Origin of the sequence: Arenibacter echinorum (assembly GCF_003259375.1) — a bacterium.
GTDB lineage: Bacteria > Bacteroidota > Bacteroidia > Flavobacteriales > Flavobacteriaceae > Arenibacter > Arenibacter echinorum.
Window position 1 is genome coordinate 269,151 of sequence record NZ_QLLN01000006.1, and the last position, 23,682, is coordinate 292,832.

Annotated in this window: 21 protein-coding genes; 14 read left to right on the top strand and 7 right to left on the bottom strand. The window is 39.7% G+C overall.

Annotated features, from left to right (window positions below; translation table 11 throughout):
- Nucleotides 1–33: 33 nt before the first annotated feature.
- Both LV92_RS16745 and LV92_RS16750 read left to right on the top strand, forming a co-directional pair.
- Nucleotides 34–267, top strand: coding sequence for a hypothetical protein (locus LV92_RS16745; protein ID WP_111624749.1), 234 nt, complete (start codon nt 34–36; stop codon nt 265–267).
- A gap of 206 nt (nt 268–473) precedes the next feature.
- A complete protein-coding gene (locus LV92_RS16750; protein WP_111624750.1) occupies nt 474–3,080 on the top strand; it encodes a PAS domain S-box protein in 2,607 nt (868 codons plus the stop codon).
- Between the two features lie 91 nt (nt 3,081–3,171).
- Here LV92_RS16750 and mazG read toward each other — a convergent pair whose 3' ends face one another.
- Complete coding sequence (gene mazG / locus LV92_RS16755; RefSeq protein ID WP_111624751.1) at nt 3,172–3,945, bottom strand: nucleoside triphosphate pyrophosphohydrolase; 774 nt, start codon at nt 3,943–3,945, stop codon at nt 3,172–3,174.
- Between the two features lie 105 nt (nt 3,946–4,050).
- Here mazG and LV92_RS16760 point away from each other — a divergent pair, with 105 nt between their 5' ends.
- From LV92_RS16760 to LV92_RS16775, 4 genes are all read left to right on the top strand, one after another.
- The gene (locus LV92_RS16760) at nt 4,051–5,541 is read left to right on the top strand and encodes a TolB family protein (protein ID WP_111624752.1); all 1,491 of its coding nucleotides are present in this window, start codon (nt 4,051–4,053) and stop codon (nt 5,539–5,541) included.
- Nucleotides 5,542–5,582: 41 nt separating this feature from the next.
- Complete coding sequence (locus LV92_RS16765; protein ID WP_111624753.1) at nt 5,583–6,629, top strand: DUF3500 domain-containing protein; 1,047 nt, start codon at nt 5,583–5,585, stop codon at nt 6,627–6,629.
- Between the two features lie 68 nt (nt 6,630–6,697).
- Nucleotides 6,698–7,594, top strand: a complete 897-nt coding sequence (locus LV92_RS16770) for an SMP-30/gluconolactonase/LRE family protein (RefSeq protein ID WP_111624754.1) — start codon at nt 6,698–6,700, stop codon at nt 7,592–7,594.
- Nucleotides 7,595–7,721: 127 nt separating this feature from the next.
- Complete coding sequence (locus LV92_RS16775) at nt 7,722–8,045, top strand: EthD family reductase (protein WP_245946415.1); 324 nt, start codon at nt 7,722–7,724, stop codon at nt 8,043–8,045.
- A 22-nt stretch (nt 8,046–8,067) separates the two neighbouring features.
- Here LV92_RS16775 and LV92_RS16780 read toward each other — a convergent pair whose 3' ends face one another.
- Entirely contained in the window at nt 8,068–10,278 is a 2,211-nt protein-coding gene (locus tag LV92_RS16780) for a DUF5916 domain-containing protein (protein WP_245946416.1), read from the bottom strand.
- 114 nt (nt 10,279–10,392) lie between these two features.
- Between LV92_RS16780 and LV92_RS16785 the strand changes: the two genes are divergently transcribed.
- From LV92_RS16785 to LV92_RS16805, 5 genes are all read left to right on the top strand, one after another.
- Complete coding sequence (locus tag LV92_RS16785; RefSeq protein WP_245946417.1) at nt 10,393–11,643, top strand: serine hydrolase domain-containing protein; 1,251 nt, start codon at nt 10,393–10,395, stop codon at nt 11,641–11,643.
- Nucleotides 11,644–11,654: 11 nt separating this feature from the next.
- Nucleotides 11,655–12,542, top strand: a complete 888-nt coding sequence (locus tag LV92_RS16790; RefSeq protein WP_111624756.1) for an alpha/beta hydrolase — start codon at nt 11,655–11,657, stop codon at nt 12,540–12,542.
- A 113-nt stretch (nt 12,543–12,655) separates the two neighbouring features.
- Nucleotides 12,656–13,300 carry a GDSL-type esterase/lipase family protein gene (locus LV92_RS16795; RefSeq protein WP_111624757.1) on the top strand — a complete coding sequence of 215 codons (645 nt, stop codon included), beginning with the start codon at nt 12,656–12,658 and terminating at the stop codon, nt 13,298–13,300.
- Nucleotides 13,301–13,346: 46 nt separating this feature from the next.
- The gene (locus tag LV92_RS16800; RefSeq protein ID WP_111624758.1) at nt 13,347–14,966 is read left to right on the top strand and encodes a family 20 glycosylhydrolase; all 1,620 of its coding nucleotides are present in this window, start codon (nt 13,347–13,349) and stop codon (nt 14,964–14,966) included.
- 112 nt (nt 14,967–15,078) lie between these two features.
- Nucleotides 15,079–16,584 carry a S10 family peptidase gene (locus LV92_RS16805; protein ID WP_111624759.1) on the top strand — a complete coding sequence of 502 codons (1,506 nt, stop codon included), beginning with the start codon at nt 15,079–15,081 and terminating at the stop codon, nt 16,582–16,584.
- A 79-nt stretch (nt 16,585–16,663) separates the two neighbouring features.
- On the opposite strand, the gene LV92_RS16810 is transcribed toward LV92_RS16805, so the two are convergent.
- The 4 genes from LV92_RS16810 to ruvX form a co-directional block, all read right to left on the bottom strand.
- Nucleotides 16,664–19,243: a carboxylesterase family protein gene (locus LV92_RS16810; protein ID WP_245946418.1), complete on the bottom strand. Its 2,580-nt coding sequence runs from the start codon at nt 19,241–19,243 to the stop codon at nt 16,664–16,666.
- A gap of 212 nt (nt 19,244–19,455) precedes the next feature.
- Nucleotides 19,456–19,884, bottom strand: coding sequence for a DUF5606 family protein (locus LV92_RS16815; protein WP_111624760.1), 429 nt, complete (start codon nt 19,882–19,884; stop codon nt 19,456–19,458).
- A gap of 57 nt (nt 19,885–19,941) precedes the next feature.
- Complete coding sequence (gene def, locus LV92_RS16820) at nt 19,942–20,532, bottom strand: peptide deformylase (RefSeq protein WP_111624761.1); 591 nt, start codon at nt 20,530–20,532, stop codon at nt 19,942–19,944.
- Between the two features lie 4 nt (nt 20,533–20,536).
- Nucleotides 20,537–20,947, bottom strand: a complete 411-nt coding sequence (gene ruvX / locus LV92_RS16825; protein ID WP_111624851.1) for a Holliday junction resolvase RuvX — start codon at nt 20,945–20,947, stop codon at nt 20,537–20,539.
- Between the two features lie 102 nt (nt 20,948–21,049).
- Here ruvX and LV92_RS16830 point away from each other — a divergent pair, with 102 nt between their 5' ends.
- From LV92_RS16830 to LV92_RS16840, 3 genes are read left to right on the top strand one after another with little or no spacing between them, the layout of a single operon-like run.
- Entirely contained in the window at nt 21,050–21,865 is an 816-nt protein-coding gene (locus LV92_RS16830) for a 2,3,4,5-tetrahydropyridine-2,6-dicarboxylate N-succinyltransferase (protein ID WP_111624762.1), read from the top strand.
- Between the two features lie 10 nt (nt 21,866–21,875).
- Nucleotides 21,876–22,256 carry an HAD family hydrolase gene (locus tag LV92_RS16835; protein WP_111624763.1) on the top strand — a complete coding sequence of 127 codons (381 nt, stop codon included), beginning with the start codon at nt 21,876–21,878 and terminating at the stop codon, nt 22,254–22,256.
- Nucleotides 22,257–22,269: 13 nt separating this feature from the next.
- Nucleotides 22,270–22,854: a LicD family protein gene (locus LV92_RS16840; RefSeq protein WP_111624764.1), complete on the top strand. Its 585-nt coding sequence runs from the start codon at nt 22,270–22,272 to the stop codon at nt 22,852–22,854.
- Here the strand turns inward: LV92_RS16840 and LV92_RS21930 are convergent.
- The gene (locus tag LV92_RS21930) at nt 22,851–23,489 is read right to left on the bottom strand and encodes an adenylyltransferase/cytidyltransferase family protein (RefSeq protein WP_211323007.1); all 639 of its coding nucleotides are present in this window, start codon (nt 23,487–23,489) and stop codon (nt 22,851–22,853) included. The two genes, LV92_RS16840 and LV92_RS21930, sit on opposite strands and share 4 nt — an antisense overlap.
- Nucleotides 23,490–23,682 lie beyond the last annotated feature (193 nt).

A 23,682-nucleotide genomic window follows, 5' to 3' on the forward strand; every position in this document is an offset into this window, starting at 1 on the left:
TTTTAGATTAATGATTTTTCAATTTAAACCATAGTGTTCAAAACCGACTTGGATTGGGCCCACAGTAAATTATTGCAGGGCAGCGCCATAAGACTTCTTAAGGAATCTATGGGCTATGATTCAACACCCGTCCCAACAGAACGCATGTTCCGTTCAGTCAAGCAAGTTTCGGAGCATTCAAATCCCAACACCTTGGTAAATTGGTGGTACACCCAAAATATACTTGAAATGACATTTATCACCATTTCTTCCATTTTATATTATTAGCTTTCCAAACCCTAAATTTCATTACAATGAGTGCATGAAAAGTATTTTAAAATGCAAAATAAATACTCTATATTTAAAAAATATATCAAAATAGGTACTGAAAAGGCATATTGCCAGGTTATTAATACGACTTATGAAAGAGTTTTACTACTCCTTCGGGCCATTTCACGGTTGAACCAATAAGAAGGTGTGCGAAAATCCCCCAAATGGAAAAACTTGAAAAATCTATAAAAAAAAGATACCTCCTTTTTATTGCCACCATTGTTCTAATAATAATTGCCGCGGTCATATTCTACCAGAATAAGATCAACGTGCTGACATCGGACGTGAGCTTAATCAACATTGCAGGAAAACAACGCATGCTAAGCCAGCGTATCTCCAAACATGTATTTTCTTTAAATCTGGACAAGAGCGACAAAGCCAATAAAATTTATCTGGATAGTTTAAGCGCTTTAACGAATGAATGGCAGAAAAATCAGAACTTCCTTATTTTGGCCAATAAACAGGTTGGGAATTCTGAAAGACTAGATTCCCTATTCGCTGCAGCGCAGCCAAAGACCACAGAATTATTAAACGCTGCCTTTCAAATCCTGAAGGACCCCAGTAATCCAGAAGTAATAAATACCAATATCGAAATCATAAAAGAGGTAGAATCTTCTGTTCTGACCATTACTGATAACATTGTATCGGAATACCAAAACATAGCAGGGAAGAACCTGAACAACCTTTACAGGGTCACTTACGTTATCGCAATCATTGTTGCGCTGGTGATCATTGGTCAATTTAGCTTTCTTTTGTTGCCTCTGATTAAAAATCTTAGAAAAAAATCACAATCGCTACACCTTGCCAATGAGGAATTAGCCAATTCCAATAAGGCTCTACAAGAAAAAATGGAAGAAGTAAAGGCCTTACAAGCCGATTTACAGCTAAGGGAAGAGTACAATAAAATATTTATAGACCAAGCACCCAACGCCATGGCCATGTTCGACAGTGACATGAAGTTCCTTGCAGCATCGGAACGATGGCTGAGCGATTACGATCTTGGCGACCAAGCTATTATCGGAAAATCCCTTTATGAGGTATTTCCAGGAATAGATGAAGATTGGAAAAAAATTCACCAAGAGTGCCTTTCAGGGTCCCATCACCACGATGATGAAATTGCTTATAATTGGCCGGACGGCAGGATCCAATGGTTAAGTTATGACATTAGACCCTGGTATATTTCCCCTGATAAAATAGGAGGACTATTAATTTATACCTTGGACATCACCAACATTAAGGAAAATGAACATGAAAAACTCCGCATTGAGGAAATCCTGGACAAAACCAACCAAGTAGCCCGTATTGGAACGTGGGAAGTTGATCTCATTAAAAACAAAATCCAATGGAGCAAGGTAACTTGTGAAATACATGAAGTGCCATATGATTATGTGCCAGAACTTGAAACAGCCATTAATTTTTTTAAAGAAGGGGAAAGCAGGGACAAAATTCAAACGGTGGTAAACAATGCTATCGAAAAAGGAATCTCCTATGATGTAGAAGTTGAGCTGATTACCGCAAAAGGGAATAGCCGTTGGGCAAGGGCCATAGGCCAGGCGGAAATGGTAGACGGGCAGTGTGTAAGATTATATGGGGTATTCCATAACATCAACGATATTAAGGTTACGGAAAATGCCTTAAATAAGGCCAATGAGGAACTAAGCGCCATTTTTAATGTTGGCCCAATCTCCATTATCGGAACGGACATGAATGGATTAATTACCCATTTTAATAAAGGTGCCGAAAATTTATTGCAATATTCAGCTGCAGAGATGATTGGAAAAATGACCCCAGAGGTTATACATCTGCCCGAAGAGGTAGAACAACATGGCAAAGAGTTGTCAAAATTATTTGGCCAAACTATTAGCGGCTTCGATGTTTTTGTGGAACATGCAAGACGAGATAGTTTTGAATCCATGGAGTGGACCTACGTGCGTAAAGATGGTACACATTTCCCTGTACAATTAATTACAACTGCTATTAAGGGGCCGAATGGAGATATAAATGGATTTTTAGGGGTGGCCACAGACATTTCCGAAACGGTCAATAACCGAAAAAAGTTAATTGAAGCTAAAGAAAACCTTGAAGTCCTCACTAAAAAACTTACAAACCAAAACCGCCAATTGGCAGATTTCGCTCATATAACCTCGCATAATTTACGATCACCTGTAGCCAACCTACAAACTCTATCCAGTTTCTATAAAGATTCTGAAAGCGAGGAGGAGCGTAGCGATTTATTTGAGAAATTTGAAATTGTAATAGACCACCTTTCCTCTACCTTAAATACCATGGTTGAAGTAATCCAGACCACAGACGACAGTACCAAGGCTACCAAGGAATTATCCTTTGAAAAAACACTAATCAAGACCCAAGAAATCATCTCTAGTCAGATAGAACAATCTGGTGCTATAATTAAAAGTGATTTCTCAAAAGCACCTATGGTTGTTTACAACGACATATATCTTGATAGCATTTTTCTAAATTTGATTTCCAATGCCATTAAATACAAATCCGAAGATCGAATCCCGGAAATAATTGTCGAATCCAAAATGGAAGGTGGTAAAACAATATTAATGGTGACCGATAACGGTCTAGGTATAAATATGGACAAACACGGTCATAAATTATTTGGCCTGAACAAGGTATTTCACAGCCATCCAGAAGCAAAGGGGGTTGGACTTTATATGACCAAAGTACAGATCGAGGCTATGGGAGGTTCCATTTCCGCCACTAGTAAAATTGACGTGGGATCTACCTTTACCGTGGTTTTTTAATTTATTGGGGGGCCAATTTAAAATCTTGTAATCCAATATATTTATATGGTATATTGATGCTTTTCGGTATAGCACCCTGCCTGCTTAAAAATTAAATACTCTTGGCCTCTTCCCAAAAAACATCCATTTCGGTCAAGGTCATGTCCTTCAAGGCCTTTCCCTGTTCCTTGGCCTTGTTTTCCAAATATTGAAAGCGCTTAATGAACTTCTTATTGGTACGCTCTAGGGCGTTTTCTGGATTAATATTCAAAAAACGCGCATAATTTACCATGGAAAATAGAACATCCCCAAACTCAGACTCCATAGCGTCCGTATTTCCTTGTTTAACCTCATCTTGGAATTCTTCCAGTTCTTCCTGAACTTTTTCCCATACCTGTTCGGGTTTTTCCCAGTCGAACCCTACTCCTGCTACCTTATCCTGTATACGGTTGGCCTTAACAAGGGAAGGTAACCCATTGGGTACGCCTTCCAAAACACTTTTTTTACCCTCCTTCAACTTTATTTTTTCCCAATTCTGCTTCACCTCCTCTTCATTTTCTACCACTACATCCCCATAAATATGTGGGTGCCTATTAATGAGCTTTTCACATATATCATTGGCAACGTCCGCTATATCAAAATGCTTGGTTTCACTTCCAATTTTAGCGTAAAAAACTATATGCAACAGAACATCGCCCAATTCCTTTTTTATTTCCTCCAAATCATTGTCCAAAATGGCGTCTCCCAATTCATAGGTTTCCTCAATGGTCAAATGTCGTAGTGTTTGCATGGTTTGCTTTTTGTCCCATGGACATTGTGCCCTTAATTCATCCATTATAGTGAGAAGACGATCAAAGGCTTGTAATTGGGATTCCCTAGAATTCATAAAGTTTACTTTTCAACAAAAATACAAAGACCATGTGGTTTCAACTGTCGTATGTTTAGAGTTTTTTAGCTAACTTTAGTTCCTTGCATATCTTACCAAATTTTTATGACCAATAAAACAATTGTTTTTCCTATAGCCGTGATTGGCTTAGTTCTCCTTGCATGGAGCATCCAAATGGATTTGGGAGTATTTCAAGGCCATGGTGATATAGGTGCGGTAAAATATAAAGGTTCTATAAAATTCGACCCCTTGGACAGCACTTATACTATTTCGGCAAGTGGAACCAATATGTGGTTTAACAATGACCAACTGCATTACGTTTGGAGAAAGATGTATGGAGATGTTGCCATTGAAGCGGATATTGAGTTGTTGGGCAAAGGTGTGGATCCACATCGAAAAGCCTGTCTAATTATCCGTCAAAGTCTGGAACCCGGTTCAGCCTATGCCGATGTGGCGGTTCATGGCGATGGTATGGCTGCCATACAGTACAGGGAAGTGGACGGGGATATAACCCGGGAGCTTCAATCCAATATCAAATTTCCCAAAAGAGCCCGTATAGACAAGGTGGGCGACTATCTCTATATGTCCCTCAGCAAAGGGGATGGAGAATTAGAATCATCGGGGGGAGCCATAAAAGTGCCGTTTAAGGCTCCTTTTTATATTGGCCTTGGCGTTTGCTCGCATAACAACGAAGTCGTGGAAACCGCAAAATTCTCTAATGTACATATAGAAAAACTGCAAACCATCCCTGATTCCATTAAAGCATTGGAAAGTACTCTAGAAATTATTCCTATAGCCACTCTGGACAGAAAAGTAATCCTGCAATCCCAAAAACGTTTAGATGCGCCCAATTGGTCTACCGATGGAAAAAACCTGATCTATAACAGTATGGGACTACTTTACCAAATACCAGTTGAAGGAGGTGAACCCAGTTTAATTCCGACAGACTTTGCAAAAAAAATAAACAATGACCATGGCATTTCACCTAATGGTAAGATGCTGGTTATAAGTGACCAGACCGAAACAGGAAAGTCATTGATCTATACCTTACCCATAGAAGGTGGGGTACCAAAACAAATAACTCCCAATGGCCCCTCCTATTGGCATGGATGGTCTCCAGATGGCAAAACTTTGGCCTATTGCGCATTACGAAATGGTAATTATGACGTTTACTCCATTCCCGTTACCGGAGGGGAGGAAACCAGATTGACTTCTGCAACTGGCCTGGATGACGGACCCGATTACTCACCTGACGGGAAATACATTTACTTTAATTCTGACCGTAGCGGGACAATGCAGATCTGGCGTATGAAGCCCGATGGAAGCGAACAGGAACAAATCACCACGGATAATTACAACGACTGGTTTGCCCACCCCTCACCGGACGGCAAATGGTTAGCCTATATCTCCTTTGGTCCCGAGGTTCCCGCAAATTTGCACCCCACCAACAAAAACGTCATGCTCCGATTACTTAATCTGGAAACCAACGAAACAAGAATAATTGCCAAGTTATTTGGTGGACAGGGGTCAATTAATGTGCCTTCTTGGTCACCCGATAGTAGTCGTTTGGCATTCGTTAGCTATCGTCTAAAATAATATTAATACAGTTGAAACAGAAATAATCAAAAAACCGAAAAATGTGTGTAAAAATTAAAATGTCCCTGAAAAAAGTAATCTCATCGTCCCTGCTCCTCATGTTTGTTGGTCTGCTACCTGCTCAGCACGTATTGGAAAAGGCCAATACGTTTTTAAATAGTTTGTCCGACGAGATAAAAGCAAAAACCCTATTTACTTTAGAGGATTCCGAACGCTTTAATATGAATTATGTACCCATTCCAAGGGAAGGGGCCACATTCCATGATTTTAACGAGCTACAAAAAAAGGCAGCTCTCGACCTATTAAGGGCTTCCTTGAGTGAAGAAGGTTTTCGCAAGTCCCAGGAAATTATGGAACTGGAAAAAGTACTAAGAATTATTGAAAATGATGATAACGATAAAATGCCTGACGGTAGGCCCAGGCGCGACCCTCTAAATTATCACTTTTGTATTTTTGGCAATCCATCCAAAGACCAACCATGGGGATGGCGATTTGAAGGCCACCACCTTTCCTTAAATTTCACTTCCACCGAAGGGATCATAAGCTCATCCACCCCTACTTTTTTCGGAACCAACCCTGGTATTGTACGAAGTACGGAATACAAGGGCAAGGAAGTATTGAAAAAAGAAGCCCAATTAGGTTTTTCCCTTCTTCACTCCATGACCCAGGAACAATTAAAAACAGTAGTATTTACAGATGTTGCCCCACACGATATCATCACCACAACCAAAAGAAAGGTGGAGCAACTAGAGTCCTTTGGAATCTCATATCCGGACCTGTCCCAAAAGCAAAAGAAGATATTTATGGAGATTCTGGACCTGTACATGAATAATTACGAACAGGAATTTGCCGCCGGATTTAGGGACAAAATAAACAAGGCGGGAATAGACAACTTAAAATTTGCCTGGGCCGGAAGTCTACAACCTGGTAAAGGGCATTACTTCAGGATTCAGGGCCCTAGCCTACTCATAGAATACGATAACACCCAAAACGATGCCAACCATGTACATACCGTTGTAAGGGATCTGACCAATGATTACGGGGAAGATGTACTAAAGGTCCATTATGAAAAAGAACACCAACATTAACACATAAAATGTAGGCCTTATCCCATACAAGCAATTATAACAAACAGTTTAAGACTTTAAATAAGTAAATGAAAAAAGTATTAAATGTATTTTTAACTATACCGATTTTGTTCTCTCTGTCCTGCAAATCCTTGCAAACCTCTCTCATTGCCAAGGATGCCAAAGTACAATTGGTATCATCTGATTATTCCTTTACCGAAGGACCCGCTGTGGCTCCCAACGGGGATGTGTTTTTTACGGACCAACCCAATGACCGAATCATTAAGTGGTCTGCAAAGGATAAAGCCGTATCTGTATATATGGAACCATCAGGAAGGTCCAACGGACTCTATTTTGACCACCAAGGAAATCTTTTAGCCTGTGCAGATGATAAAAATCAACTTTGGCGCATTGATTCCAAAAAGAATGTTACTGTCTTAATCGATGATTTTGAAGGGAAGAAATTAAACGGACCCAATGATCTATGGGTCGACCCCAAAGGAGGTATTTTTTTTACGGACCCTTTTTATAAACGTCCCTATTGGACTCGCTCTAGCAAAGAGATAGAGAAAGAAAGGGTTTACTATTTGGCACCAGTTCAAAAAAACCTAATTATCGTAGCTGACGACTTCGTTAGGCCCAATGGCATTGTTGGTAGTAAAGATGGTAAACTCTTATACATTGCGGACATTGGCGATAAAAAAACCTATTCCTATACCATAAATCCTGATGCCAGTCTTGGCAATAAGACCTTGTTTGCCAATATGGGATCGGACGGAATGACCATGGACAACCAAGGGAACGTTTACCTCACCGGGAACGGGGTTACCGTTTTTAACCCCAAAGGGGAACAAATTCTTCATATACCTATAGATCAGAAATGGACGGCCAATGTCACGTTTGGAGGGAAAAACCAACAAACCTTATTTATTACGGCCTCTAATTCTTTGTATACCTTGGAGATGAATGTGAAAGGAATTAGATAGAACAATATTTAATTTAAGTGTTTAGAGCAAGGTTATAAGCTCTACTCATTAGGCACTTTTAGTCATCAACTATAAAGTAAAAAATCTCATGAGATTCGCAATAATAAAATAATTAAGATAAACTATTATGAAAAAAGGAATGATTAAAGTAAGCGTTTTGTATCCTAACGGAGAAGGCAAAAATTTTGATATGGATTATTATTGCAACCAACATTTACAACTGGTTGGGGAATTATTAGGAGATTCTGTAAAGGCTGCAACTGTAGAGAAAGGACTTGGAGGAGCCATTCCTGGATCACCTGCAACTTATGCAGCTATGGGCAATTTATATTTTGCATCTATGGATTCTTTTCAGAATTCCTTCGGCCCGAATGCGGAAAAAATTATTGGTGATCTTCCCAATTTTACAAACATTGAACCAGTTGTTCAGATTAGTGAAGTAATGATATGAAAAATTAGGATCGTAAACCGCTCTAGTTTACCAAATCGAACATACGGCTATATTTAATAATAATGCTATTGTTTAAGGGATCGCCTTCCCTTACATTATAATTATAGACCACAAATAGCCCTGTATTGGCACGTTGCAACCAGCCCAACCGCAAATTCACGGCCCATAGTTCATTGGCCGAGTTGTTCTGCACCAAACTCTGTACATATAAATTGGGCCTAAAGGAATAAGTCATTTGACTGCGGAAAATATTAGCCGTAAAATCGCCGACCGGCAATTGATAGTTGTTGTAGAGATAAATAAAATCAGAATTGAACTTATCTCCCAATCGCACACTCAAGGTGGCACTTTGTTGGTATCTTTTACCCCCAAAAGAACCACCGATCACTGAACGAATATTTACAGAGACTGGATTACTCTTATTGGTAAAGAAAACCAATTGGGATTCCGAATGCCTATAGGTACCGGGCAGTACGGTTACCCCATCTGAAATTTCAAAAGGATCTAAAACCCCCTCTGTGGTAAGATTTAGACCGGTATGGATTTCCATCCCGCTTTTAAACTCCCAGTGGTTGTCAATATGCGTATAGCTAGTTTCCTGAAAACCGTCAAAATTCCAAAAACTGTTGTAGGATATGTGAGGCCTTAATTCCAAGATGACCGAGTTTTCATTTTTTGGCCTGTAGTGATATAAAACCCGTGCTTCCGGCTTTCTGAAGGCAGATCGCTGTAAAAATCCGACTTCAGGATTAAAGCCTTCCCCAACTTCCGTATACCCCCCTCCTATTTCCCAACTGTTCCATATATAGTCGGTTTTAAGCCGGAAAGAATGTTCATTTATGGTATCCATTGGCCCATTGGTACGGGCATAAAATCCGGTCATTCTTGCCTTACGTCCCAAACCCAATTTTCCATCGAGGGCTATGGTACTGTTAAAGTCATCATCGACACCTATCCCTGAACGATTAATAAACGCCGCGCCCAAGGCGGAACGCCCTTTGAATTCATGATTAACGCGCGCTACCGTAAAATTATTCTTCTGAATTCCCGCATCCTCAACCTCATCGGTAAACATGGTTAAAAGTCCGACATTGGTTCGGTCCAATTTTCCAGATAATCTGGCCCCTCCAATTATGGGAACTATGTTTCCATCATCCCCTATCCCTATACGTCTACTAAAAAACAGGTCTACCTCCCCTGGACTCCCCACGCTGAACAAGCCTGCATTCTCTAAAAAAAACGGTCGTTTCTCAGGAAAAAATAAATTAAAACGATCTAAGTTTACCTGTTGCTCATCTACCTCCACTTGGGCAAAATCGGTGTTATAGGTAAGGTCCAAGGTAAGACTAGGGGTTATACTAAATTTTATATCCCCACCCACCTCGGGCGTAAATTTGGCCTTAGGGTCCTCGGCTTCAAAATCTTTGGCCAACTGCCCCAGCACATAGGGAATAACCTTTAAGTTTCTTGGGGTTTTAAGATTTAGGCCCGTAAGGGTGCCGGCCAAGGAAAGTCTATTTAAGTTAAAACCTATAGGCATTGGCGACCAATAAACAATTTCATTGGTCTTCCTTATATTTCTGCGAAAATTAATGCCCCAATCCTTGCCAGGCTGAAATCTTATGGTACGCAAAGGAATGGCAAATTCTGCACTCCAACCTTCGTCGTGCACTGAAGTCCTGACCTTCCACGAACCATCCCAGTTTAAATTAAAGCCACCTATGGTACCGCCTTGTTGCCTATTAGTATTCTGGTTACCCTGGCCTTCATTATCTACCTGGGCATCATATTCCACTCCAAGGGAATTGGTTCCAAAAATAAAACCGTTCTGATTATCCTTATATGTATCCACTATAAAAAGAAAGGCATCGGTATTGTCCAACAAAGCATCCCTTCTGGCATCGGAAACTACGAGCCCATCGGGGTCCGAATCATAACATACAACAGCCAAATAAAAAGTGTGTTCCGTGTAGGCAATCCTTATTTCCGTGCGTTCGCTGGCCATTTGCCCATAATTAGGTTGACTTTGTAATAAGCCCCCAAAGGGTTTTATCTTTTGCCAAACCTCATCTTTTAAAATATTCCCATCGATCATAGGATCGGTTTCAATGGGAACTGCAACAGCGGTTGGTCGTGTTTGGGTATCATTATCGAAAACAGGAGTTTGGGAATATCCGATTGTAGAAAAGCACAAAACGACGAAAAGAACAAAAATAAATTTCTGGATGGACATGGTTTTTTTGGTTTGTTGGTATTGGTTTGGCCTAATACTCTAATATAATAACAATTAAGGAGTTAATGGAACAATTTTTTAATCTTATCTTTAAAAGATTAATCCATGAAAATCATGAAAAATAAAAAGTCGCTAATAACACTATCGTTCCTACTATTAATACTGGTGATGCCTGCCAATGGGCAAACTGGTTCCAATGCTCTTCCAAGTGTAAACATATCGGGAATAGATAAGGAAAGGATAAACCGATATGACGATTTTCTTAAAAAAGAAATAAACGAAAGACGAATTCCAGGGGCCGTTTCCTATATTATGAGAAGGGGAGAAATTGTTCACGAAGCGGCTTACGGATATAGTAGTTTGGCAGATAAAACCCCTATTCGACAAGATCAGTTGTTCCATATCATGTCCATGACAAAGCCCATTGTAACCACAGCGTTTATGATGCTATATGAGGAAGGATATTTCTCCCTTACCGATCCGGTCTCCAAATATTTACCGCAATTCAAGAATCTAAGAGTGGCCAAGGATTTGGATCAAGGGACAAATGGAGAAACCGAACCGACCAATAATGAAATTACCATTACGCACCTATTAACCCACACTGCGGGATTTTCACATGGTCTGGGAGGTACAAAATTGGACAACGAGATTGCTAAAGCACTTTACTCAGAACCACACAAGGATATAGAAAGTAGGGTAAATGCCATGATAAAATTGCCCTTAATAGGCCAACCAGGTGAACAATGGTACTACAGTGCATCCCCCGATGTTCTAGCCTTGCTCATAGAACATTTTTCAGGTATGAGCACTACCGAATTTTTAAAAGTAAGAATATTTGATCCCTTGGAAATGAAAGATACTGGTTATAATATATCCAAAGATAATATGGGTAGATGGATGCCGGTTCACAACATGGACAAACAAGGGAACTTGATGAATTCCAAAACCCAACTGCCCACAGAGGGCAATACCATTTATGGTGGCACCCATGGCCTTTTTTCAAGTGCCTCCGACTATATGAAATTTTGCCAAATGCTTCTAAACAAAGGCCAATATAAAGATAAACATCTACTAAGTCCCAAAACTGTAGATATCATGACCATGAACCAAGTAGGCGATCTATACGAGGCCGCAGGACAAGGTTTCGGTCTGGGTTTTGGTGTTACCACTAATGTAGCCGACAGCAAAGCTTTAGGCTCAGTAGGTCAATATTATTGGAGCGGCGCCTATTGCACCTATTTCTTTATAGACCCCAAAGAAGAACTCATAGTAATCCTAATGAGTCAACTGCAACCTTACAACAATTATTATGGGGAGAAAATGAGACAGCTAGTTTACCAATCGCTCATCACAAAATACTAATCAACACATCAATGAAAAGCGTTATACTTCTTCTTATTGCCATACAATTGCCCCAAATGATGATTTCGCAGGAAATTGTTTTACTTCCTCACGAAAACAATACTGAATTAGTTTGGCAAGGGGGTGAAAAAACAACTTATTCCGAACAGTGGCAAACCGAATTGATTTCCAATGTTTCTACACCGACCCTTCAAATATTTAGACCAATGCCTTCCCTAAATAATGGAACCTCGGTTGTTATTGCACCAGGTGGTGGACTTAGGGTATTGAGTATCAATAGCGAAGGCGTAGATGTGGCAAAATGGTTAAACGCCAAAGGAATTACGGCCTTTGTACTTAAATACAGGCTATTGCCAGAAAATGAAAGTGCCCTCCCCAATGAAAATGGGGATAATCAGAATACTTCTTCGGCAATGACAAAAAAAGTGGCCATGGTCCTTGATCTAGCAACATCAGATGGTTTAAATGCAATGGCCTACGTAAGGAGCAATGCAAAGTCATTGGGAATCGACCCCAACAAAATAGGGTTTATGGGCTTTTCTGCTGGTGGTGCCGTAACAATGGGCGTTACTTTTAATTATGTTAAAACCAATAAGCCAGATTTTATAGTTCCTGTTTATCCATGGATGACAATTTTAGGCCCCTACAGTGTTCCCCAGGACGCCCCGCCCATGTTGATTATCTGCGCTTCGGACGACCAATATGACCTAGCTCATGAGAGTGTAGATTTATACTCGGCGTGGTCAAAATCAGGAATGAACGCCGCAATGCACATGTATTCCAAGGGTGGTCATGGATTTGGAATGAAAACCCAGCACTTGCCCTCGGACAATTGGATAGCAAGGTTCTACGAGTGGTCAGTGGCAGAGAAATTTGTAGTACCACGCCATCAACCTTAATCGATGACCAACTAATGCTGGATTTTACCATTAGCGAACAACCAATGTTCCCGGTCGAAAATTATTTGACGGGAACTATAAATATTATAATTTAAACCTTTAATTTATTTGCATTGAAAAAGCTCACTTTTTTATTCCTTTCTTTCGCTTTCCTTGGTTATGGCCAAAAAGCCCCAGCCTTTCAAAATGAGGTGAAGGCCATACAGAAAAAATATGAATCCCAGTGGGACTCCTCCAAGGAAACCATAGTCTTTACAGGTAGTTCCAGCATCAGAATGTGGAAAAATCTGGAATCCATGTTTCCTGATCACCAAATTATCAACTCGGGCTTTGGTGGATCCCAATCTTCCGATCTCTTCCTGTATTACAACGAACTCATATTACAATACAATCCTAAAAAGGTATTCATCTACGAGGGGGATAATGATATTGCTTCCAAGAAAAAAACCAAAGATATTATAGCTACCACCCGCGAAATAATACAAAAGATCAGAGAACGAAATAATGCAACCCAGGTGGTGATCATAGCCGCAAAACCAAGTATAGCCAGATGGAACCTAAAAAGAAAATACATTAGATTGAACAAGGCGTTCGAAAAGTTATGTGAAGAAGACAGTGCCTTGAAGTTCGCCAATGTTTGGGATGTGATGATGGATGGAAAACAAGTGAAGCAGGATATATTTATAGGTGACGGACTGCATATGAACAATAAAGGTTACGACCTGTGGTTTTCAGTCATCAAACCCTATATGAACTGATCCTAAGAGAAGGAATATTCCAATAACACTAATACATTCCATATAAATGAAAAATTCAATCCTTTTTAAATCGCTAGTAGTACTGATAGTTTTTACTGCCTTTGTTGCCTGCCAACAGGAAAAAAAGAAAGCAATCAACTTTCCAATGACAGATCTATCGACGGAAAACTTGATTCCCAAACCGCTGAAGATAATCCCTACCAATAGTGCCTTTGGATTAGATAAAAACACCATTATTTATACTTCTCAAAATGCTGCAGGTTTTCCTGAAGTTGGTGAGTTCTTATCGGAAAAGATAAAATGGCAGACCGATTTGGACTTGGCGGTAAATTCAACAACCAATGCCACTTCTCAACGAATTATTTTTATCAATCAGTCCGATAGCACCGAATTTTCATCCAAGGAAGGTTACGACCTTTACATAACCCAAGATTCTATCATCCTTAATGCAAAAACGGCCGAGGGTGCCTTTAGGGGAGTACAGACCATAAGGCAAATTATTCCGGAGACCAGTAATGACACCCTGACCGAAAATAAAATGTGGTTGATTCCCACTGGTAAGATCATAGACAATCCCAATTTTGGATATAGAGGATCTATGTTGGATGTGGCCCGACATTTCTTTAGCGTAGAGGACGTAAAAAAGTATATCGACATATTGGCCTATTATAAGCTTAACACATTGCATTTGCATCTTACCGATGATCAGGGCTGGCGCATAGAAATTAAATCTTGGCCAAAGCTTACCGAAATAGGTGGAAGTTCTGAAGTTGGAGGTGGCCCTGGTGGTTTTTACACCCAAGAAGAATATAAGGACATTGTGGCCTATGCCGCCAAACATTTTATTACCATAGTTCCTGAAGTGGATATGCCCGGGCATACCAATGCCGCATCCGTGGCATATCCTATCCTAAATGGGAATGGCAAAACGCCTAAAATCTATACTGGAACCGAAGTAGGGTTCAGCACTTTTGACGCCAATAAGGATACCGTATATGCCTTTATAGATGATGTTGTAAGGGAAATATCGGCCATTACTCCCGGTCCATATTTTCATGCCGGAGGCGATGAAAGTCACGTTACCAAGAAGAAGGATTTTATTCTTTTTGTTTCCAAAGTGGACAAAATTGTAAAGAAATACGGAAAAAAAATGATTGGTTGGGATGAAATTGTGCACGCCGATGTAGATACAAGTGCCATTGCCCAATTCTGGGCCAACGAAGAAAATGCCAAACTGGCTGTGGAAAAGGGGCTAAAAGTTATTTTGTCTCCAGGAAAAAAGGCCTATTTGGACATGAAATATGATACCCTTTCAAAATACGGACTTAATTGGGCTGGTTTAATTCCTGTAGATACCGGATATGTGTGGACCCCGGAGAGATATGTTCAAGGAATAAACAAGGAGAACATTTTGGGCATTGAAGCACCACTTTGGTCCGAGACCGTTAGCAATATGGATGAAGTGGAATATTTGGCCTTTCCAAGGATGATCGGTTATTCCGAGCTTAGCTGGAGCACTGAAGAAAATAGAGTTTGGGATAATTACAAAGTGAGGTTGGGCAACCAAGCTCCATATTTGGATAAGATGAATGTAAAATACTATCCATCCAAACTCATAGAGTGGAAAAAAAGCAAGTATACCTATAAAACTATTGATAAGGACTAAATATTCATTAAGCAATACTATCGGCTATAACCTATATATTTAATATATTGTAAACCCCTAACTATCAGACTTTACCTGTTTGGCTGTTTAACCCAATTTAAATACTGAACAAATGAAGGCCCTTATTCTAGTTATTACCCTGCTATTGGGACAATTGTGCTATCCCAATAAGGAAAACGATTCTATACCCAAAGCCGAGGTGGCTACCACTATGCAAAGTGTTACCATTAATGGCAACACCATTTATTTAACGGCAAAGGCGGGAACTTTTGAGGTGAAGGATGAATTCAACAAGCCAATTGCGTTAATGGGCTTTACCTATTACACCAGAGATTCCAAAAGAGGATTGTCAACACAAAGACGACCAATTGTTTTTGCCTTTAACGGAGGACCCGGATCATCCTCTTTTTGGTTGCATATGGGAATTTTGGGACCAAAAAGAATTGTAGTGGACGACCCGAAATCAACCCCCGCCGCACCCTACAAAATTATCAACAACAACTACTCTATTCTGGATATAGCCGATCTGGTAATGATAGATCCAGTAGGTACTGGCCTAAGCATCCCTATTGGAAAGGCCAAGTTTAAGGACTTTTGGGGCGTGGACCAAGATATCCGCAGCCTTTCCTTGTTCATCACCCAGTTTCTGATACATAACGATCGTATGAACAGTCCCAAATTTCTATTGGGGGAAAGCTATGGGACCTTTAGAAACGCAGGTTTAATGAACACCCTATTAAACCAAGGCGTGGCCATGAACGGTGTTATTATGGTATCCGCAGTTTTTGACTTTCGTACCTTATTGTTCCCTCCTAATGATGACCTGCCTTATATAGTACATTTTCCAACCTACGCTGCAACAGCCTGGTATCACAATAAAATATCGGATAAACCGGAAAATGTGTATGAATTCCTAGAGACGGTTAGATCCTTTACCGAAAACGAATACACTCCTGCCCTCTTTAAAGGAGATCGACTTTCTGAAAATGAAAAAAGTAATATTGCATCAAAACTGGCCTATTACACTGGCACAGATACCGAGTATTGGCTAAAGGCCGATCTAAGGGTAACAGCAAGTGAATTTTTTGCGGAATTCTTGAGGGACGAAGGTGAAATAGTTGGCCGACTGGATTCTCGCTTTACCGGAATCAATGAAGATCTCCTTGCCCAAGAAGGAAGTCATGATCCGCAAAGCCTGGCCATTTCCCCTGCCTACATTAGCGGGTTTTTGGATTATTTTTACGGCGACCTCAAAGTAAACAAAAACTTATTATACACCATCACTGCAGGCAGAAGGGGCGGTTTTAAATGGGATTGGACCCACAAGGGCAATAAGCGATGGGGCGCCACTGCCGCCAACAACACTGGTATTGACATGGCCACGGCATTATCCAGAGATCCAAACATGAAGGTGTTGATCCTGAATGGCATCTATGACCTTGCCACTGTTTTTTATGGAGTAGAACACAGCATCAATCATTTGGGCCTAAAAAAGGAGATCAGGGATAATATCACTATGGAATATTATGAGGCTGGGCATATGATGTACATCCATCAACCCTCCATGGAAAAATTCAAGAAAGATGTTTCCAGTTTTATCCTTAACGCGTCAAAATAAGAAGTAGACGATCGTCCAAATTTTAAACCAATTCCATTTAAAAACGAATTATGGTATTCATTATTTGGACGATACTACCCTATTTCCATTCAAAATCACCATTTTCAATAGTCCAATCATTTCCAAAGAATCCAGCGCATTTTACAGCTGAAGTACCTTGCTCCAAAACAGTTTCATCAAAGAGCATTAAATCTGGAAATGTGGTTCCGTTTACCAAATAATGGTTGGCATAGGCCGCTTTCATTCCCACTACTCCTGTGGCAGTTACAACACCTATACTGGCCAAATCACTATCCGTCCTAGGAACTATAAAATATAGCCCCCAATTGCTTCCGGACAGACTTCTATTTCCAAAATTTAATATATTGTTGGATACTTGGACAGGACTATTTTTTAATAATTTGTCCCATGCGGCATTGTTGGATTTATTACCATAAACAACAACATTGCGATTGGGATAATCTTTGGGGGAAAAGTTGGTGTCCGCAACCAATTCTATGTTTCCATTGGCCTTGTACCAGAAGGTATCGGCATCAAACCTTGCTTTATTGTAATACCAATCATTCTCTGCTTTGGACCCTCTTGTAGCGTATACAAATACTACATCATTTCGAAATGCATCCTTGAACCCTCCATTCCTATGTGGTCCTTTTTCTTCCGAGGACGGTTTGGCTACAATTTTCCATTCCCCATCATTTTCCTTAAAAAAGGTATTGTCCTTTGATGGAAGCCCAATCTCCTTTCCGTTAAGCTCAATACTATTGATATCCCCGGGCAATTGTGAAAAATCCACCTCCAATAAGGACACATTTTTGGTCTCTATTTTAATAATGCTATCCCATGAAAAATCAAACGAACTAACCTCAAAAGGTATTTGTTGTTGATGGATGGTAATAAAATGCGAGGATGCAGAAACCCCAGGAGAACCCGTACTAAACTCCAATTTTTTTATATCCTTTATCTCGGGAATTGTTCGTTGTTTAAACAAGTTGAAAATCGGTTCCCAATCCACACTATGGTCCCCATACCAATGTGTACCGCCTGGATACTCATAATAGGTGAAATCTGGATGAAATTTCCCTAATCGCTCCCTCATATCACGGGCTAAATTAGTAGGAACTACATTATCCTTCTCGCCATGCAACACATATACCCCGTGATGTAGATAATTTCGAATCAATTTTAGGGTTCTGCTCGGAGTTCCCGCTCTTTCCACAATGTCTTCAATTGCGGTGGGGACATATTCCTGGGTAAGGCGTTCGAACATTTTAGGGCTAATGCCATACCGTGTTCTCTGCTCCTCGGTCATTTCCAAAAGTCTTTCAGATCTACTTCCACGGTACAACAACAAATCCGGGTATCCGGCACATGGTGCAATCGCCGCAAAATGGTCTGGGTATGTTGCCCCCAAATACCATGTTCCATGCCCTCCCATGGAATGCCCTGTCAGATAAATTTTGCTATTGTCCGGTTTAAAAATCCTCTTGCTATCCGCCAGCACTTCCAAGGCATCCAATCTTCCCCAATCTTCCCAGGCAAACCCGTACGGTCTCCTATTCGTTGGAGCAATAAGATTCCCCCAATCTTTTTGCTTATAGGCGTTTGCCTGATTTACGGCCTCTACCGAAGCGCCGTGTACCGAAAGGAAAAGTGCCGCGCCATCGGTATGGCCATTTTTATCCGGTGCCACGCTGTAATATTGTACACTTTTATCTATATCGCTAATAAAGGTTCTCTTGTGATGTTTATTTTTCGATTTCACATTTAAAGCCAAAATTTCGGAAGAAACCTGCTGTCCGTTACTTTGTATCAAACTTAAATCTACATTCACCTTTGCAAGAGAGGTATCCAAGGTAGACGAGGGAATGGAAAAAGGAATTTTATAGACCGTATAAGGTGGTATATCATTTATTTTTGTGGTAAGTTCCTGTCCGTTTACCTTGGCCACAATAGCATACTTCCTGATCCATTTATCCGAAGCGTTTATTACTCTTATGGCAGCCTTATATTCCATGTCTTCCTCCAATAAAAGATCGGGAACCATTACATCTCGTGTAGTAAATTGTACCTCGGCCTTGGGTTCCAATATCCGTGCTCGAATCCTAGGAAAACGGCCTACCTTCAAAACAAAAATATTATTCCCTTTTTTTAACTTCATAGGGATAAGGTTCCAACCAAAATCATAATGGTCACCTTCATAAGGATAACCATTAATGGAAGCCAAAGAATGTCCGGAAGCTTCGAACAAAACCGTTTTTTCCGATCCTGAATTGTAATTGAGATATACATAGCCCGACCTAAGGTCCCGGCCGGAAAAGCTATTGGTACTATCTACCGTTATGGCGTTCCATTTTAATTCCTTTCCAAATGAATCTATATCAAAAACTTCACCTTCCCTGACCAGGATACCGGGTTCCATTAGGAACTTTTCAAAAACAGGATCTGCGGGAAATGATGAGGATTCAAACCCGAAACTTGGAATTGCTAAAGCCAAGGCCTTATTAAAAACATGGATCACTTTTCCTTCGTGAATACCCTCCACTTTTTCCTTCCCGAAATATTCCACTATATTTCCTGTACGCTGTTGCCCGATAAAGACAAAGGGAAGGACAAGGAGCATTACGAGAATAGCAGCACTTTTCTTATTAAATTTAGCCATGATAAAACTGATTAAGGAATTAAAATTTTAATTTCCATAATTAGTAGGCAGCTGCCCAACAATTTAGACCAATAACAAAAGTCCGAAGCTAAATGGATAATTATTTTTTCATAGAGGTGAATGCTACGCCCATTTACAGGAAAAGGAACATACAATAGAGAATAAAAAAAACCTTCGTAAACGAAGGTTTTAATTTTGATTATATAAAAAATTTATTCTGTCTCTTTGGAAGCTTCTTCTTTTTCCTCTTCGTCCGCAAACTCTGTAATACCGTGCTCATGTAATAAATTATACCATTGAATGATCTTTTTAATATCACTGGCATATACCCTATCTTCGTCATAATTGGGAAGTACTTCAAACAAATATTCCTCCAATTTTATTTTATCCTCTTTATGGCTCACCGCGGTTTTTCCTCCATCTTCCTTTTCCTTGATCTTTTCAAACACCACCTTTAACGGCACTTCCTCCTCCAAAGTATAGATCGCAATCTCAGACAAGACACTTACATTGTTCTTAAAACTTACGGTAACTTTTTTACCATCCAACAAAGATTCGGCTACAAAACCTGTACGCGTTTGTGTCAATAATTTAAAAAGTCCCGGCTTACCTGCAATCGATAATATTTTTTTTAAACCCATCTGTTATTTTAGTTTCAGCGGCAAATATGCCACTTTTTGTTTATAATAGAAATAGTTTTAACGTGCTTTTTTGATGTTCGGAAAGCGCATTCTATATTCCACCTTTATCTTCCCCTTGGATATATTGGCCAACCTCCCCTTTAAAAGTCGTTTTTTTAAGGAGGATAATTTATCTGTAAACAAAATGCCTTCTATATGGTCATATTCGTGTTGAATTACCCTGGCCAAAAGTCCATCGTAGGTTTCCTTATAGGATTTAAAATTCTCATCCATATAGGATATGGTGATGGTATCTTTTCTTGAAACGTCTTCCCGAATATCTGGAATACTAAGACAGCCTTCGTTAAAAGCCCATTCTGTTCCAGTTTCCTCCTCTACATGTGCATTAATAAATACTTTCCTAAACCCTTTTAATGCGTTTTGTTCTTCTTCGGTAAGCTCTTCGTCATCCCCAAATGGCGCGGTATCCACCAGGAACAACCTTATTGGAAGTCCTATTTGGGGTGCGGCCAAACCAACACCATTGGCATTGTACATAGTGTCCCACATATTGGCCACCAATTCTTCAAATCGTGGAAAATCTTTGTCTATATCATCCGCTACTTTCCTAAGTACCGGGTCTCCATAAGCAACTATAGGTAATATCATACTACTATTTTCTATTTAAATACGCCTGAAGGATTATAGTGGCGCTAATTTCATCGACTAAGGCCTTATCCCTTCTTTGTTTTTTATTAAGGCCACTATCTATCATGGTCTGAAATGCCATTTTAGAGGTGAAGCGCTCGTCTTGTCGCTCTACTGGTATCTTTGGAAAAACACCTTCCAAAGTTCTTAAAAAAGGTTTGATCAATTCTTCGGATTCGGATGGCAGATTGTTCATTTGCTTGGGTTCCCCGACCACAAATTTTTCTACCTTCTCCTCTTGAACATACTTCCTAAGAAAATTCAAAAGTTCCTTTGTATCAACGGTAGTAAGGCCAGAAGCTATTAATTGCAACTCGTCCGTAACGGCAATTCCCGTCCGCACCCTTCCATAATCCAATGCTACAATCCTTCCCACACAATTTTTTTGCAAAAATAAGGGATAAATTGTTATATGTGCAAAAACAAAAGGTTAATTACCTACTAGCCCGTATATTTGCTAAAATTTGAATTATTAAAGATGAAAGAACTAAGAAAAACAATAGAAACTGCCTGGGATAATCGAGACCTGCTTAAAGAAATTCCAACTCAGACCGCCATAAGGGAAGTCATTGATCTTTTGGATAACGGTAAATTGCGCTGTGCTGAACCTACTACAGATGGATGGCAGATCAATGAATGGGTAAAAAAGGCCGTGGTACTATATTTTCCGATACAAAAAATGGAGACTTTGGAAGCAGGTATCTTTGAATATCACGATAAAATGCCCCTTAAAAGAGGTTATGCCGAAAAAGGAATACGCGTTGTTCCCAATGCGGTTGCAAGGCATGGAGCCTATATTTCTTCAGGTACTATTTTAATGCCGAGTTATGTAAATATCGGAGCCTATGTGGATGAAGGCACTATGGTGGACACTTGGGCCACCGTTGGTAGTTGTGCCCAAATTGGTAAAAATGTCCACCTTAGTGGAGGTGTAGGAATTGGCGGGGTCTTGGAGCCCTTACAGGCCTCCCCGGTAATTATTGAGGACAATGCCTTTATTGGTTCCAGATGTATTGTTGTGGAAGGCGTACGCGTAGAAAAAGAGGCTGTATTGGGTGCAAATGTGGTACTTACCGGCTCAACTAAAATTATAGATGTTACTGGTGACAAACCTGTAGAAAGAAAAGGATTGGTGCCTGCAAGATCTGTTGTTATTCCAGGGAGTTACACCAAAAAATTTCCGGCCGGAGATTATCAGGTGCCCTGCGCCTTGATCATTGGTACCAGAAAAGAGAGCACCAATAAAAAAACTTCCCTGAATGATGCTCTAAGGGAATACGACGTTGCGGTTTAAAAGCTAAAAAATGAAAACAATTCTTGTAGATGCTTGGAACACCTTTGTTACTGAAAAGGGAATGGATTACGATCTGAAAAAATTATTGGACACCTATCCCAATCCCAAAATCATCTTAACAAATGCCAACAAACAGGAATGTATTACTTATGGAATTGTAAATATGCCTTATGAGGTATTTAGTTTGGAGCATAATCCCAACAAGACCGATAAGGCATATTACCTTAAAATGCTTAACCATTTTAGTTTAAAACCTACTGAGGTTGTATATTTTGAACACAATGCAGAAGCCATAAATTCTGCCACCTCGGTTGGCATAAAAACCTTTCATTACAATAAGGAGGAAAATCTGGACGGACTCCACATTTTCCTTCAAAATAATTTAGATTAAACCTCAGTGCGTCATGGCATATAACATAACTCTTGAAGGAAAAAATATAGTTATAGCCGAAAGAATGCTTAAAAATGTGGCTGCCATTTTTAACCAATGCAATATTGATTATTGGGTAGAAGGTGGTACCTTATTGGGTATAAAAAGGGAAAATAGGCTGTTGCCATGGGACAACGATGTGGATATGTCCATTAATCACGATCAATTAGATAAGTTGGGCCATTTTTACTTGGAATTAAAAAAAGCGGGTTATAGGGTAAGAACAAGGTACTTTGATGAGACTTCCGAGTTTTTTACAAAAGGTAACACCCGGATGATAAAATTAAGGGAAAAGCGTTTTTTTGGATTGCTCAAGGGGGCAGTTTGCCTGGATGTTTTTATTAAATATCAGCATGGGGAGAACAGTTATTGGGAAATTGACAACAAAACAAAATTTGTCCCAAGCAAGTTCTACCGTACCTTTAAACATATTACATTTAAAGATTTCGACTATAAAATCCCGGCGCTGATAGATGAATATCTAACTTATAGATATGGAGATTGGCAAAAACAAGTTAAAAATTGGGATACTTCCAAAGACGACAATGCAATAGCCTAGGTAGCTTGAGGTTGCAATTGCAATGTTTCTTTTAAGATGGTGCTACTTACATTTTCTGTATAGGCCACATATTCCACCGGACATGTAGTTTTTGGAAATCTGCCTTTCCAATCGTCCCCAACGGAAATAGCATCTATATTATACTCATCCACTATACGTTGCTTATTTTTATCTGTCTGGGGAATAACTTCATCCACATAACTTATTGCCTTGACCAGTTTTATCCTTTCCTCAAAGGGGATAATTGGCAGTCTCCCTTTTTCCTTCAAAATAAGTTCATCTGTGGAAACGCCCACAATTAAATGGTCGCACATCTGTTTAGACCTTTTAAGAATATTTAGATGCCCAAAATGAAAAATATCAAAACAACCCGAAGTATACATTTTATTATACTTTTTGGCCTTTTTGCTATGCTTTACTTTTATGGCAAGGGTATTCCCTTTTTTCAGTTTAATGACATAATTCTTATTGTCAAAAAAAATGCCGATATTTTTTGCGATCTCCAACATCTCGGACAAAGCATCATCAAATTCACATTTACAACTTATATACAACTTTACCTGATCGTCAGGATCGGTGACAAAATTCCAATTTGGATATTTGGTAGTCAGAATGTGTAGGTAAGCCTCAGTCATATATCAATAATCCAATTGTTAGTATATAATGGGTAAAGGTAGTAAACGGTTACTGACATAAATTATTATAACCCAATTATTATATATTGCCTTAACCAACTCCCATATTTATGAAGTTATCTTAAAAAAAACCTTAATAAATTATTAACCTTACCAGCCCCTTCTGCCATACATGTGCCCAATCCTGTGTGGA